At 59.9% G+C, this 13,314-nt stretch carries 15 protein-coding genes; 8 read left to right on the top strand and 7 right to left on the bottom strand.

Features of this window, described 5'->3' with window-relative positions:
* The first annotated feature begins 192 nt into the window (after positions 1 to 192).
* From AB4O40_RS20265 to AB4O40_RS20300, 8 genes are all read left to right on the top strand, one after another.
* On the top strand, positions 193 to 1,326 hold the full coding sequence (locus tag AB4O40_RS20265) for an ABC transporter substrate-binding protein (protein ID WP_056725421.1): 1,134 nt from the start codon (positions 193 to 195) through the stop codon (positions 1,324 to 1,326).
* 237 nt (positions 1,327 to 1,563) lie between these two features.
* Positions 1,564 to 2,478 carry an ABC transporter permease subunit gene (locus tag AB4O40_RS20270; protein ID WP_008048116.1) on the top strand — a complete coding sequence of 305 codons (915 nt, stop codon included), beginning with the start codon at positions 1,564 to 1,566 and terminating at the stop codon, positions 2,476 to 2,478.
* A 3-nt stretch (positions 2,479 to 2,481) separates the two neighbouring features.
* Entirely contained in the window at positions 2,482 to 3,765 is a 1,284-nt protein-coding gene (gene livM / locus AB4O40_RS20275) for a high-affinity branched-chain amino acid ABC transporter permease LivM (protein ID WP_056725420.1), read from the top strand.
* Entirely contained in the window at positions 3,762 to 4,637 is an 876-nt protein-coding gene (locus tag AB4O40_RS20280) for an ATP-binding cassette domain-containing protein (RefSeq protein WP_056725418.1), read from the top strand. The genes livM and AB4O40_RS20280 overlap by 4 nt, the downstream gene beginning before the upstream one ends.
* Positions 4,634 to 5,350, top strand: a complete 717-nt coding sequence (locus AB4O40_RS20285; RefSeq protein ID WP_056725416.1) for an ABC transporter ATP-binding protein — start codon at positions 4,634 to 4,636, stop codon at positions 5,348 to 5,350. Before AB4O40_RS20280 ends, AB4O40_RS20285 begins: the two co-directional genes overlap by 4 nt.
* A gap of 293 nt (positions 5,351 to 5,643) precedes the next feature.
* Positions 5,644 to 5,892: a hypothetical protein gene (locus tag AB4O40_RS20290; RefSeq protein ID WP_056725415.1), complete on the top strand. Its 249-nt coding sequence runs from the start codon at positions 5,644 to 5,646 to the stop codon at positions 5,890 to 5,892.
* Positions 5,893 to 6,189: 297 nt separating this feature from the next.
* A complete protein-coding gene (locus AB4O40_RS20295) occupies positions 6,190 to 6,951 on the top strand; it encodes an SDR family oxidoreductase (protein ID WP_056725413.1) in 762 nt (253 codons plus the stop codon).
* Positions 6,952 to 7,079: 128 nt separating this feature from the next.
* Entirely contained in the window at positions 7,080 to 7,985 is a 906-nt protein-coding gene (locus tag AB4O40_RS20300; protein ID WP_056725411.1) for a cation diffusion facilitator family transporter, read from the top strand.
* A gap of 23 nt (positions 7,986 to 8,008) precedes the next feature.
* Here the strand turns inward: AB4O40_RS20300 and AB4O40_RS20305 are convergent, their stop codons facing one another.
* From AB4O40_RS20305 to AB4O40_RS20335, 7 genes are all read right to left on the bottom strand, one after another.
* Positions 8,009 to 9,142, bottom strand: coding sequence for an AGE family epimerase/isomerase (locus tag AB4O40_RS20305; protein ID WP_056725393.1), 1,134 nt, complete (start codon positions 9,140 to 9,142; stop codon positions 8,009 to 8,011).
* A 166-nt stretch (positions 9,143 to 9,308) separates the two neighbouring features.
* Positions 9,309 to 9,881 carry a HupE/UreJ family protein gene (locus AB4O40_RS20310; protein WP_056725392.1) on the bottom strand — a complete coding sequence of 191 codons (573 nt, stop codon included), beginning with the start codon at positions 9,879 to 9,881 and terminating at the stop codon, positions 9,309 to 9,311.
* A 29-nt stretch (positions 9,882 to 9,910) separates the two neighbouring features.
* A complete protein-coding gene (gene ureG, locus AB4O40_RS20315; protein ID WP_046039876.1) occupies positions 9,911 to 10,525 on the bottom strand; it encodes an urease accessory protein UreG in 615 nt (204 codons plus the stop codon).
* 22 nt (positions 10,526 to 10,547) lie between these two features.
* Entirely contained in the window at positions 10,548 to 11,222 is a 675-nt protein-coding gene (locus tag AB4O40_RS20320) for an urease accessory protein UreF (RefSeq protein WP_056725391.1), read from the bottom strand.
* A complete protein-coding gene (ureE, locus tag AB4O40_RS20325) occupies positions 11,219 to 11,719 on the bottom strand; it encodes an urease accessory protein UreE (RefSeq protein WP_223541721.1) in 501 nt (166 codons plus the stop codon). Before ureE ends, AB4O40_RS20320 begins: the two co-directional genes overlap by 4 nt.
* A gap of 208 nt (positions 11,720 to 11,927) precedes the next feature.
* Entirely contained in the window at positions 11,928 to 12,560 is a 633-nt protein-coding gene (locus tag AB4O40_RS20330; RefSeq protein ID WP_056725389.1) for a TetR family transcriptional regulator, read from the bottom strand.
* Between the two features lie 172 nt (positions 12,561 to 12,732).
* Positions 12,733 to 13,161 carry a hypothetical protein gene (locus AB4O40_RS20335; protein ID WP_223541720.1) on the bottom strand — a complete coding sequence of 143 codons (429 nt, stop codon included), beginning with the start codon at positions 13,159 to 13,161 and terminating at the stop codon, positions 12,733 to 12,735.
* Between the last annotated feature and the right edge of the window lie 153 nt (positions 13,162 to 13,314).

The following is a 13,314-nucleotide window of genomic DNA, read 5'->3' on the forward strand; positions in this document are numbered from 1 at the left end:
CGCCTCAAAAAAATAATGGTACTACCTTCAGCGGTTTAGACGGTTGCACGCCCAATGAAAATGGGATCGAAACAGTCGAAATAACAAGAAAGCAGCGACTTTTTTCAGAATAAAAAACCGATGGCACGGCCCTTGCTCTGAGCATTCAGTGAAGTCGCAGTGCCAATTAAAAAAACCATGGAGCACCACCTCATGTCCCAGACGTTTTACAAGAAAGGTTTTCTGGCCCTCGCAGTGGCAACTGCGCTGGGTGTTTCTGCGTTTGCTCAGGCTGACATCAAGATCGGCGTAGCGGGACCCATGACTGGCGCCAACGCGGCATTTGGCGAACAGTACATGAAGGGTGCACAGGCCGCGGCCGATGCGGTCAACGCGGCGGGCGGGGTCAACGGGGAAAAAATCGTACTGGTCAAGGGCGATGACGCCTGCGAACCGAAACAGGCTGTGACGGTCGCCAAAGACCTGACCAACCAGAAAGTCGCCGGCGTGGTCGGTCACTTCTGCTCCTCGTCGACCATCCCGGCTTCCGAGATCTACGACGAAGCGGGCATCATCGCAATCACTCCAGGCTCCACCAACCCCGCCGTTACCGAACGCGGCCTGAGCGCCATGTTCCGTATGTGCGGGCGTGACGACCAGCAAGGCATCGTGGCCGGCGACTACATCGTCGACGTGCTCAAGGGCAAGAAAGTGGTCGTGCTGCACGACAAGGACACCTACGGCCAGGGCCTGGCGGATGCCACCAAGGCTCAGCTGGTCAAGCGCGGCGTAACGCCTGTGCTGTATGAAGGCCTGACCCGTGGCGAGAAAGATTTCAGCACCATCGTGACCAAGATTCGCGGCGCCGGCGCTGACGTCGTCTACTTCGGTGGCCTGCACCCGGAAGCCGGTCCTCTGGTGCGTCAACTGCGTGAGCAGGGTCTGAAAGACGTCAAGTTCATGTCCGACGACGGCATCGTGACCGACGAACTGGTGACCACCGCTGGCGGTCCGCAATTCGTTGACGGGGTGCTGATGACCTTCGGCGCCGACCCACGCCTGCTGCCAGACAGCAAGACCGTGGTAGACGCCTTCCGCAAGGCCGGTACCGAGCCTGAAGGCTACACCCTGTACGCCTACGCTTCGGTCCAGGCCCTGGCAGCAGCCTTCAACGGCGCCAAGTCCAACAAGGGCGAAGAAGCGGCTGCATGGCTGAAGAAGAACCCGGTCAAGACCGTCATGGGCGAGAAGACCTGGGACAGCAAGGGCGACCTGAAAATCTCCGACTACGTGGTTTACCAGTGGGACAAGGATGGCAAATACCACCAGCTGGAAAAACAGAAGTAAGGGCTGACTCGATCAACTGACCCACAGTCCTCCTGTGGGAGCGAGCTTGCTCGCGATTACGGACTGACAGGCGACAACTTTGTTGAATGTTCAACCGCTATCGCAGGCAAGCCAGCTCCCACAGGGTCCGTGGTGGCCTGCCTGATCGTGGCTGACATTGCTCCGACGTAAATCTGTATTTTCCTTAGAAGAACCGCACAGCCACATGTGCAGGTTCTCATTGCGTGAGATTGCGTTATGGATGGTATTTTCCTGCAGCAACTGGTCAACGGCCTGACCCTCGGGTCGGTCTATGGCCTGATCGCCATCGGCTACACAATGGTCTATGGCATCATCGGCATGATCAACTTCGCCCACGGCGAGGTTTACATGATTTCCGCTTACCTCGCGGCAATCAGTCTGGCTCTGCTGGCTTACTTCGGTATCGAATCTTTCCCGCTGCTGATGCTTGGCACACTGATCTTCACCATCGTCGTCACGGCGGTGTATGGCTGGGTCATCGAGCGCGTCGCCTATAAACCCCTGCGTAACTCTACCCGACTCGCACCGCTGATCAGTGCGATCGGTATCTCCCTGATCCTGCAAAACTACGCACAGATCTCCCAGGGCGCGAAGCAACAAGGCGTTCCGACTCTGCTCTCGGGTGCCTGGCGCGTTGATATCGGTACCGGTTTCGTTCAGTTGACCTACACCAAGGTCTTCATTCTGGTCGCAGCGTTCGTCGGGATGGCCGCGCTGACCTACATCATCAAGTACACCAAGCTCGGCCGCATGTGCCGTGCAACCCAGCAAGACCGCAAGATGGCTTCGATCCTGGGGATCAACACCGATCGGGTGATTTCCTACGTGTTCATCATTGGTGCAGCGATGGCGGCCCTGGCCGGTGTGCTGATCACCATGAACTACGGCACATTCGACTTCTATGCCGGCTTCATCATCGGGATCAAGGCGTTCACCGCCGCGGTGCTCGGCGGGATTGGCTCACTGCCCGGCGCGATGCTCGGCGGGATCATTCTCGGGATTTCCGAGTCGCTGTTTTCCGGTCTGGTGAACTCGGACTACAAAGACGTTTTCAGCTTCTCGCTGCTGGTCCTCGTTCTGGTCTTTCGGCCTCAAGGCCTGCTCGGCCGTCCTCTTGTGTCGAAGGTGTAAGCGATGTCTTCAACCACTAAAAAAACCATTGATATCAAAAAAAGTCTGGTTGACGCGATTCTTGCCGGCCTCATTGCCCTGATTGTGTTCGGGCCGATTGTCGGCGTCGTTCTCGATGGCTATGGCTTCAACCTGGAAACCACCCGGGTGGCGTGGATCGTGGCGATCGTCATGGCCGGCCGCTTTGCCCTGAGCATGTTCCTGCAGACATCCAAGGGCCTGAAAATCCTCGAAGGCTTTGAAACGACAGGCTCCGGGGTGCATGTGCTGGCGCCGGACTACAAGTCGCGGTTGCGCTGGATCATCCCGCTGATGATCGTCATCGCCGTGGTGCTGCCGTTTTTCTCCAACTCCTACCTGCTGGGCGTGGTCATCCTCGGGCTGATCTACGTGCTGCTGGGGCTGGGGCTGAACATCGTGGTCGGCCTGGCCGGCCTGCTCGACCTCGGTTATGTGGCGTTCTACGCCATCGGTGCCTACGGCCTGGCGCTCGGTTATCAATACCTTGGCTTGGGTTTCTGGACGGTGTTGCCGCTGGCGGCGATTACCGCGGGGTTGGCCGGCTGCATTCTCGGCTTCCCGGTGCTGCGCCTGCACGGTGACTATCTGGCGATCGTGACCCTGGGCTTCGGCGAAATCATTCGCCTGATCCTCAACAACTGGTTGTCGCTGACTGGCGGCCCGAACGGCATGCCGGCACCGCTGCCGACCTTCTTCGGCCTGGAATTCGGCAAGCGGGCCAAGGATGGCGGCGTGCCGTTCCATGAGTTCTTTGGCATCGCCTACAACCCGGATGTGAAGTACTACTTCATCTACGCGGTGCTGTTCCTGGTGGTGCTGGCCGTGCTGTACATCAAGCATCGCCTGACCCGCATGCCGGTCGGCCGCGCCTGGGAAGCCCTGCGCGAAGACGAAATCGCCTGCCGCTCCATGGGCCTGAACCACGTGCTGGTCAAGCTCTCGGCGTTCACCATTGGTGCCTCGACGGCCGGTCTGGCCGGGGTGTTCTTCGCCACCTACCAGGGCTTCGTCAACCCGACCTCGTTCACCTTCTTCGAATCGGCCCTGATCCTCGCCATCGTGGTACTGGGTGGCATGGGGTCGACCATAGGCGTGGTGATTGCCGCCTTCGTGCTGACCGTCGCCCCTGAGCTGCTGCGTGGCTTTGCCGAGTACCGAGTGCTGCTGTTCGGCATCCTGATGGTGTTGATGATGATCTGGCGACCGCGCGGCCTGATTCGGATCAGCCGTACCGGTGTGACCCCGCGTAAAGGAGTAGCGCCATGAGCGAAGTCGTACTCAGTGTAGAAAAGCTGATGATGCACTTCGGCGGCATCAAGGCGTTGAGCGATGTCAGCCTGAAAGTGCACCGCAACTCGATCTTCGCCCTGATCGGCCCAAACGGCGCCGGCAAGACCACGGTGTTCAACTGCCTGACCGGTTTCTACAAAGCTTCCGGCGGCAAGATCGAACTCAACATTCGTGGGCAACAGACCAACGTCATCAAGTTGCTGGGCGAGCCGTTCAAACCAACGGATTTCGTTTCGCCGAAATCCTTCGCCAGTCGGCTGTTCTACAAGGCATTCGGCGGCACCCACCTGGTGAACCGTGCTGGCCTGGCGCGGACCTTCCAGAACATTCGCCTGTTCAAGGAAATGTCCGTTCTGGAAAACCTGCTGGTGGCCCAGCACATGTGGGTCAACCGCAACATGCTGGCCGGCATCCTCAACACCAAGGGCTATCGCAAGGCCGAAAGCGATGCACTGGACCACGCGTTCTACTGGCTGGAAGTGGTGGACCTGGTGGACTGTGCCAACCGCCTGGCCGGTGAACTGTCCTACGGCCAGCAGCGCCGCCTGGAAATCGCCCGTGCCATGTGCACCCGACCGCAGATCATCTGCCTCGACGAACCGGCCGCCGGCCTCAACCCTCAGGAAACCGAAGCGCTGAGCGCGATGATCCGGCTGCTGCGCGACGAGCATGATCTGACGGTGGTGCTGATCGAACACGACATGGGCATGGTAATGAGTATCTCCGATCATATCGTGGTGCTGGACCACGGCATCGTCATCGCCGAGGGCGGACCCGATGCGATTCGTAACGATCCGAAAGTGATTGCGGCCTACCTGGGCGCCGATGAAGAGGAAGTGGTGCTATGAGCCAACCCATCCTCGAACTCAAGGAACTGGACGTGTTCTACGGGCCGATCCAGGCCCTTAAAGGCGTCTCGCTGCACATCAACGAAGGGGAAACCGTCAGCCTGATCGGCTCCAACGGCGCCGGCAAGTCGACTCTGCTGATGTCGATCTTCGGCCAGCCACGGGCAGCCGACGGGCAGATCCTCTATCAGGGCGTGGACATTACCCACAAGTCGTCCCACTACATCGCCTCCAACGGCATCGCGCAGTCGCCGGAAGGGCGGCGGGTGTTCCCCGACATGACCGTCGAGGAAAACCTGCTGATGGGCACCATCCCTATCGGTGACAAGTATGCCAAGGAGGACATGCAGCGCATGTTCGAGCTGTTCCCCAGGCTCGAAGAGCGGCGTACCCAGCGGGCGATGACCATGTCCGGCGGCGAGCAGCAAATGCTCGCCATCGCCCGGGCCCTGATGAGCCGGCCCAAGTTGTTGCTGCTCGATGAGCCGAGCCTGGGCCTGGCGCCGATCGTGGTGAAGCAGATCTTTGCAACGCTACGGGAACTGGCCAAGACCGGTATGACCATCTTCCTGGTGGAGCAGAACGCCAACCACGCCCTGCGGTTGTCGGACCGGGCGTATGTGATGGTCAACGGCGAAATCCGCATGACCGGCACCGGCAAGGAGTTGTTGGTCAACGAGGATGTGCGTAACGCCTATCTCGGCGGGCACTGAGTCTGCTCTGTCATGCACAAGCCCCGGCGCGCAATCGCCGGGGCTTTTTTACATCTCCAATAACCCACTAATCCCTGTGGGAGCGAGCTTGCTCGCGATAGCGGTGTGTCAGTCACCACGATGCAAGCTGTGCCCCGGTCATCGCGAGCAAGCTCGCTCCCACAGGGTTTTGGCATGCCTGCGGGAAATTGTGGAAAACAATATTCCCAAGCTCCGAAACCGCGACATAAAGCCGCTGCAAATAGTTGTTTTGTCACAGTTTTGACTTGTCCCCGTTTACTGTGGAACCGGCTGTGAATAACGTGGGAGTAGCTGGCTGGAGGCCTTTTAAACCGTGGCTTGCAGAGGGGTGGTTGTTTTTTGATCAAGTGTTTTTGCGCAGCTTGAAGGCCGCTTTGTCAACCTTTTTGTTCCGGGCGCAAGAGCGTGAAATCGGGGTGGACAAGCCTGTGGATAAGTCTGTGACTAAACTCTGGAAAGACTCGGCTGAAGGCCGTGGTTACTGGCTTGGCGCCATCGTCGGTTTGACCCATCAGTCATGAAAATGGCCAAGGGCTACACAGCAGGCGGTCGAGGGTCAAGCGAAAAAGTTTCAAAACCCCGCGCAAAGCCTTGTGGATAGCGGCTTGCAGCTTTTCCACTTGCCCCCAAAGACTGTGGACCGGCCTGTGGATAACGTGCGCGCACATGGCTGTAGGCCGCGCTGGTCAAGGGCTTGCCGGGATTGAGCGTTTTTTGAACAGATTGAACGGTGGTTGCCGCTGTGAACAAGGCCGGGCATGCTGCCTGCTGATTTTCTATTCCAATGGCTGGCGATCAGCCGAAGCAAGGAGAACACGATGTCCAACACCCTGTTTATTACCGGCGCGACCTCCGGTTTTGGTGAAGCCTGTGCCCGTCGTTTTGCCGAGGCCGGCTGGAAACTGGTGCTGACTGGCCGTCGTGAAGAGCGCCTCAATGCACTGTGCGCCGAGCTGTCGAAGCAGACCGAAGTCCATGGCCTGGTGCTCGATGTGCGCGATCGCAAGGCCATGGAGGAGGCGATTGCCAATCTGCCGCCATCCTTTGCCAAACTGCGCGGGTTGATCAACAACGCCGGGCTGGCCCTGGGGGTTGATCCGGCGCCCAAGTGCGACCTGGACGACTGGGACACCATGGTCGATACCAACGTCAAAGGCCTGATGTACAGCACCCGTCTGCTGTTGCCGCGCCTGATTGCCCATGGTCGTGGTGCCGGTATCGTCAACCTGGGGTCCATTGCCGGCAACTACCCGTACCCGGGCAGCCACGTTTATGGCGCGACCAAGGCTTTCGTCAAGCAGTTCTCCGTGAACTTGCGCTGCGACCTGCAAGGCACGGGCGTACGGGTCAGCAACATCGAACCAGGCCTGTGCGAGAGCGAGTTCTCGCTGGTGCGTTTTGCCGGTGACCAGGAGCGCTATAACGCCACTTACGCCGGTGCCGAGCCGATTCAGCCGCAGGACATCGCCGAGACCATCTTCTGGGTGCTCAATGCCCCGGCGCACATCAACATCAACAGCCTGGAACTGATGCCGGTCAGCCAGACCTGGGCCGGGTTTGCAATCGAGCGTAAGTCTTAAGACCGCGTAACGGCCCTTCGCGGGCTTGCTCGCGAAGGGGGCGGAACTGGCAGTGCAAGACATCAGCTAGACTCCTCACCCAACAACTCCGCCACACCCGGCGGTCTAGAGGTATTAGAGGAGATCAAGTGAGTAATCGAGGCGAGCAGTCGCTGCTCAAACAATCGACCTTCCTGATGCTTGCCGTGACATTCGCCGGGATCATCACCGGGTTTGTTTCGGGCGCCCAATCCATCCTGTTCGATGGCTTCTTTTCGTTGATCGCGGCCTTCATCAAGGTCCTGATGCTGATTACCGCCCGGCTGATCGCCAAGGAAAGCAACCAGCGCTTCCAGTTCGGATCCTGGCACCTGGAGCCCATGGTGCTGGTGATCGAGGGCAGCTTCATTTTCCTGGTCGCCGTTTATGCCTTTCTCAACGGTGTGTTCGGCATCATCAGTGGTGGCCGCGAGGTCGAACTGGGGCTGGTGATTTTCTACGCGGCGTTCTTCACTGTCGTTGAGCTCATTTATTTTTTCTACGTCCGCCAACGCAATCGCACACTCAACTCATCGCTGATCCAGTTCGACAACATCAGTTGGCTGGTGGACGCGATGCTGTCGGCGGGCCTGCTGGTGAGTTTTCTCATCGCGCTGCTGCTCAAGACTCAGGGTTATGACAAGTGGGCGGTGTATGTCGACCCGATGATCCTGATCCTGCTGGCCCTGGGCATGCTCCCCCCGGCGTTCAAAATCCTCGGACCGGCCTTGCGCGATGTGCTGGGGATCGTCCCGGATCAACTGGACGACAAGGTGCGTCAGGTGATGGAGGTGGCGAAGGTCGAGCATGGTTTCGACGATTACATTTCCTACGTGCAGAAACACGGCAGGGCCTGTTTTATCGAGATTCACATCGTATTGCCGAAGGATTACTGGCTCGACGGTGTGGGGCAACTGGACAGTTTGCGCGAGGAAATTTCCGCGAAGCTTGGCGAGCCGGATGCCGCGCGATGGCTGACCATCAGCTTTACCGGCGATCGCAAGTGGATTGAGTGATTGGACTCCCCCTCGCCACAAAGTCAGCCGAGATATTGCGCCAGCCCGCGATAACAGGTCGCCAGGTGATAGGGCGTGGTCGAAGGCATGTCGCGGCGGCTGACTTCACCGTGCTCGTCACGGCATTCGTACCAGCCGCCGGCATGCAGCGAGCGCTGCTGCAAGGCTTGCAATTGACGCAGTACAGCCACTTCGCTGTCCGGACGCAGCGTCAATGCGCGCAAGTACTCGGCCTGGGCCCAGATACGCTGCGTGGCATCCCGCACGCCGCCCTGCGCTGCGAAGTCGAGCATCGCCCGCACGGCACCCGTCTGCTGATCGACGCCCGCTTGCTCGGTAAAGGCAAAAGCCCGCTCCAGATCGGCATGCAGCGTCGAATTGCGTAACAGCGCCGAGGATTCCAGCAGGAAATACCACTCGAACTGATGCCCCGGTTCAAACCAGTTATCCACAGACCCCAGCGGCTTCTCCATCAACACGCCGTGCTGCGGATCGATGAAGCGCGCGTGCATGGCTGTGCATAACTCGACGAGCGCCTGTTGCACGTCGGGGTCTTCGCGCACCGACAGGGTGGCGAGGAAAGCTTCGGCCAGGTGCATCAGCGGGTTTTGCAATGGGCCGCTGTCCAGCGACGACCAGTCGCGCTCGAGCGTGGCTTCGTACAGGCCGTCGTCCGTGGCGAAGCGCTGCGCGACCACTTCCAGCGAGGCGTTGAGCACCGACTCCACCAGCGGCTCGCGGACCTTGTCCCAATAATGGGCGCAAGCGAACAGGATGAAGGCGTGGGTGTAGAGGTCCTTGCGCTGATCCAGCGGCGCACCTTGTGCATCGACGCTGTAGAACCAACCTCCGTGCTCGGCATCGTGAAAGTGCCGCTGCATCGAGCGGAACAACGCGGCGGCACGCTCTTCGGCGCCCGGCACCTGACCGATCAGGCCGGCAAACAGATACAACTGCCGCGCACAGGCCATGGCTCGGTAGCGTTGCGCTGGCAGCGGTTGGTGTTCGGCATCCAGCGCCTCGTAGGGCAACGCCATGTCGGCGTTCCAGCCCGGACCTTGCCAGAGCGGCACGATGACGTTCAGGAAGTGCTGTTGCACCGAGGCGAACAGGGCGGTCAATTCGGGCTGAGAGGCGGAGCGGGAAACAGGCGGCATTGGCTGGCGTCGTCACGGCAGGGGCGATTGCGCGACATGTTAGCAGAGAGGCTGACTCGACGGATGCGATCCTCGTAGGAGCTGCCGCAGGCTGCGATCTTTTGATGTGGATTTTGAATGCAAGATCAAAAGATCGCAGCCTGCGGCAGCTCCTACAGGGAGGGGGTTAGCCCGCCAGCAACCACACCCCGGTCGCCGCCGAAGCCGCGCCTGCCAGTCGAACCAGTGGCGCAGCTGCTTGCGGCAACACCCGCACGACTGCATAACCCGCCGCATGCAACACCGCTGTCGCCACCACAAACCCGACGGCATAGGTCCAGGGACTCGACATGTCCGGTAGCTCAAGACCATGGGCCACGCCATGGAACAGCGCAAACAACGCAGTCGCACCCACCGCCATCACCAACGGTGGACGCACCGCCAAGGCAACCGCCAACCCCAAAGCCAACACGGAAGCGGCAATCGCGCCTTCCAGTCCCGGCAGGTTCAATCCTTCAAAACCCAACAGCCCGCCAATCAACATAGTGCCAACAAAGGCGCACGGCAGCGCCCAACGCGCAGCACCTTGCTGCTGTGCCGCCCACAGGCCGACGGCGAGCATCGCCAGCAAGTGATCGAGGCCGCCAAGCGGATGGCTGATGCCGGCGATCAAGCCGTTGTCGCCATGCCCCGGATGGGCGAAGGCGAGGGTCGGGGCCAGCAGCAGGGCCAGGGCGCCGAGAATGCGTTTGAGTGTCATGGATAAGCTTCCTTGTTGATAAGTCTTGATCAGGCCGCGGTCAGCAAACCCTGGCGTTCGATGAAGGCGATGATTTCTTCCAGGCCCAAACCGGTTTTCTGATTGCTGAACACGAACGGCTTGCCGTTGCGCATGCGCTGGGTGTCGCTGTTCATCATCTCCAGCGAAGCACCGACCAGCGGCGCCAGGTCGATCTTGTTGATCACCAGCAGGTCGGATTTGCAGATTCCCGGCCCGCCCTTGCGCGGCAGCTTGTCGCCGGCCGAGACGTCGATCACGTAGATGGTCAGGTCCGACAGTTCCGGGCTGAAGGTCGCGGAGAGGTTGTCGCCCCCAGACTCCACGAGAATCAGGTCCAGCCCCGGAAAACGTCGGTTGAGCTGATCCACGGCTTCGAGGTTGATCGAGGCGTCTTCGCGGATGGCCGTGTGCGGGCAGCCGCCGGTTTCCACGCCAATGATGCGTTCCGGCGCCAGGGCTTCGTTGCGCACCAGAAAGTCGGCGTCTTCGCGGGTGTAGATGTCGTTGGTCACGACGGCCAGGTTGTAACGCTCGCGCAGGGCCAGGCACAGGGCCAGGGTCAGGGCGGTTTTGCCGGAGCCGACCGGACCGCCGATGCCGACGCGCAGGGGTTGTGTGTTCATGTGATTCTCCAAAATAGGGGCCCTAGGAACGGAACAGACGGCTGTACTGGCGCTCGTGTGCCATACACGCCAGGGACAGGCCGAAAGCGGCGCTGCCGTAGTGATCGGGATCGATTCGGGTGGCGTTCTGTTGCGCTTGTTGAAGCAGTGGCAACAGTTCGCTGGTCAGGCGTTGGGCGGCCTGCTGACCCAGGGGCAGGGTCTTCATCAGCACGGCCAACTGATTTTCCAGCCAGCTCCAGAGCCATGCGGCCAGGGCGTCCTGCGGGCTGATCTGCCAGGCGCGTGCGGCCAAGGCCCAACCCAGGGCCAGATGCGGCTCGCTGCGTTGATCGAGGAAGGCACGGGCCGGCGCGTCGAGTTCCGGCAAGCCATTGAGCAATTGCTGCAACGAGTAGCCCATCTGCCGGCTCTCCTGATGCAGCTCGCGGGTTTCGCGACTGGCGCGATGCGCTTCACAGTTCTGCAGCAACTCGTCCCAGTTTTCCTCGCTGGCGGCCACGCAATGGGCGAGCAACAGCGGCGCTTCGAAGCGCGCCAGATTCAGCAGCAACTGATCGCTGATCCAGCGTCGCGCACTGTCGGGGTCGTGAACACGGCCGTTATCCACAGCCATTTCCAGCCCTTGGGAGTAGCTGTAGCCGCCAATCGGCAGTTGTGGACTGGCCAGGCGCAGCAGCGCCCAGGCCGGGTTCATGTGCGTACGCCGAACTGGTGCAGTTTCGGCGCGTAGTTGAAGTCTTCATCGCCGTGGCGAGAATGATGATGACCACCGCCGTAGGCGCCATGTTCCGGCTGGAACGGCGCCTCGATGTTCACGGCAACGGCACCGAGTTGTTCGAGCATGGCCTTGAGAACGTAATCGTCGAGCAGGCGCAACCAGCCGTCGCCGACCTGCAGGGCAACATGGCGATTGCCCAGGTGATAGGCCGCCCGGGTTAATTCGAAGGCATTGGCGCAGGTGACGTGCAGCAGTTGTTCGGGGCGGGCGCAAACGCGCACGATTCGCCCGTCTTCGGCTTGCAGGCATTCGCCATCATGCAATGGCGGCTGGCCGCGCTCCAAAAACAACCCGACGTCTTCGCCTTCGGCACTGAAACAGCGCAAACGGCTTTTGCTGCGGGCTTCGAACGTCAGGTGCAGTTCGGCAGCCCAGGCGGGTTGAGGGTCGATTCTGCGATGAATCACCAGCATCGGAAGGCTTCCAGCAATGGACAATGCTCAGGCTAGAGCAAGGGGCTTGCCAATCGACATGATGCGTAGGAAATGGCTGACGGAGATGTGGGATGCGCGACGATGGGGTGAGTTTTTTGGTTGAAGTTGGTGCGTTGTTTTTGATTTTGCACCAGGTTGAAGCGATCAAGCTCAATGTGGGTTTTGGAGCAGTCTGAAACGAGGGGCGTTACTCAGTACTTCCAAGCCCTTGCCAATGCTTGAGGCCGATAAAGATGAATCGCAACTGCTGGGTGATTTTTGCCTGGGGCGTCAGGTGCTCGGGCAAGGCCTCGGTTGGCGGGTCGATGATGTCTGGCAGAGTAGCGAACACGCTCTTGACGATCAGGTCCGCCATGACGCTGAGGTCGGCGATGCCCAGATGCTGCAGTTTCGGCATCAGTGACAAATCCGCCGCCAGGTCCGAGCTGATGTTTTCACGCAAACGGCCGATGGCCTGGCGCACCGGTAGCGAACCGCCGTATTGCTCGCGTGCGAGAAACAGGAACTGCGATCGGTTGGCGCTGACTACGTCGAGAAAGATCCGCACCGAGGCATCGATGATGCCGCCCATCACGAATTCGTTGTGTCGTACCAGGCGAATGGTTTCGCGGAATGTCTGGCCGACTTCGCTGACCAGCACCAGGCCCAATTCATCCATATCGGCAAAATGCCGATAGAAACCGGTCGGTACGATCCCGGCGGTTTTCGCGACTTCGCGCAGGCTCAGGCTGCCGAATCCTCGGCCGCCATCCATCAGGCGCCTAGCAGCGTCCATCAGGGCATTACGGGTTTGTTGTTTCTGTTCGGCGCGGGGCAGCATCGCAAGGGCGTTTTCTGGACAGGGACGCGGCGCACTCTAGCAAATCGGCTTTGCCGGCGTCGAACGACTGTGGGGGATCAAGCGGGAGAAGTGCCGCATCTATCAAGCGGACCGCTGAAAAGTCAAAAGCCCAATCCGGGGATTGGGCTTTTTTTCAGGGCGGCCATGGGGCTTAGCTCACGGCGCTGTTGCGTTCGATCACACGGTCACCACCACCTTCAGCGAGGGTTTGACCTTGTGGAGTACGGTCGGAGCCATCAGCAGCGAGGGTCTGGCCTTGTGGGGTGCGATCCGAACCATCAGCGGCAAGGGTCTGGCCTTGTGGGGTACGATCGGTACCATCGGCTGCCAGGGTTTGGCCTTGAGGAGTACGGTCCGAGCCATCCTGAGTGATCAGGCCTTTTTCTTTCAGGCGATCATTGCCGCCTTCGGCAAGGGTCTGGCCTTGTGGAGTACGGTCGGAGCCATCGGCGGCAACGGTCTGGCTGAACGCCGAGTGGTCTTGTTTCACTTGTGGGGTGGCCTGGTCAGCGGCTGGCAGGGCAAAGGCAGTGCTGGCCAGCATCGAGAGTGTAAGGCTAAGCAGTAATTGGCGTTTCATGATCGTTGTGCTCCTCGGGGGTGCGAAAAATTGGGTACGAGAGCAATGCTACTCTCGATAAATCGATATGAAAGTTCATAAACGCAATGGTAATAATCAATGGAATTGATTGTTTGCTGCGAAGGCTCTAAACCAGGCGTTTCAGGCGAGTTG

The organism is Pseudomonas sp. S2_F07 (assembly GCF_054668325.1).

Coding starts and splice junctions, on each gene's coding strand:
- AB4O40_RS20265 (WP_056725421.1), top strand. CDS start 193: ATGTCCCAGACGTTTTACAAGAAAGGTTTTCTGGCCCTCGCAGTGGCA.
- AB4O40_RS20270 (WP_008048116.1), top strand. CDS start 1,564: ATGGATGGTATTTTCCTGCAGCAACTGGTCAACGGCCTGACCCTCGGG.
- livM (WP_056725420.1), top strand. CDS start 2,482: ATGTCTTCAACCACTAAAAAAACCATTGATATCAAAAAAAGTCTGGTT.
- AB4O40_RS20280 (WP_056725418.1), top strand. CDS start 3,762: ATGAGCGAAGTCGTACTCAGTGTAGAAAAGCTGATGATGCACTTCGGC.
- AB4O40_RS20285 (WP_056725416.1), top strand. CDS start 4,634: ATGAGCCAACCCATCCTCGAACTCAAGGAACTGGACGTGTTCTACGGG.
- AB4O40_RS20295 (WP_056725413.1), top strand. CDS start 6,190: ATGTCCAACACCCTGTTTATTACCGGCGCGACCTCCGGTTTTGGTGAA.
- AB4O40_RS20305 (WP_056725393.1), bottom strand. CDS start 9,142: ATGCCGCCTGTTTCCCGCTCCGCCTCTCAGCCCGAATTGACCGCCCTG.
- AB4O40_RS20310 (WP_056725392.1), bottom strand. CDS start 9,881: ATGACACTCAAACGCATTCTCGGCGCCCTGGCCCTGCTGCTGGCCCCG.
- ureG (WP_046039876.1), bottom strand. CDS start 10,525: ATGAACACACAACCCCTGCGCGTCGGCATCGGCGGTCCGGTCGGCTCC.
- AB4O40_RS20320 (WP_056725391.1), bottom strand. CDS start 11,222: ATGAACCCGGCCTGGGCGCTGCTGCGCCTGGCCAGTCCACAACTGCCG.
- ureE (WP_223541721.1), bottom strand. CDS start 11,719: ATGCTGGTGATTCATCGCAGAATCGACCCTCAACCCGCCTGGGCTGCC.
- AB4O40_RS20330 (WP_056725389.1), bottom strand. CDS start 12,560: ATGCTGCCCCGCGCCGAACAGAAACAACAAACCCGTAATGCCCTGATG.
- AB4O40_RS20335 (WP_223541720.1), bottom strand. CDS start 13,161: ATGAAACGCCAATTACTGCTTAGCCTTACACTCTCGATGCTGGCCAGC.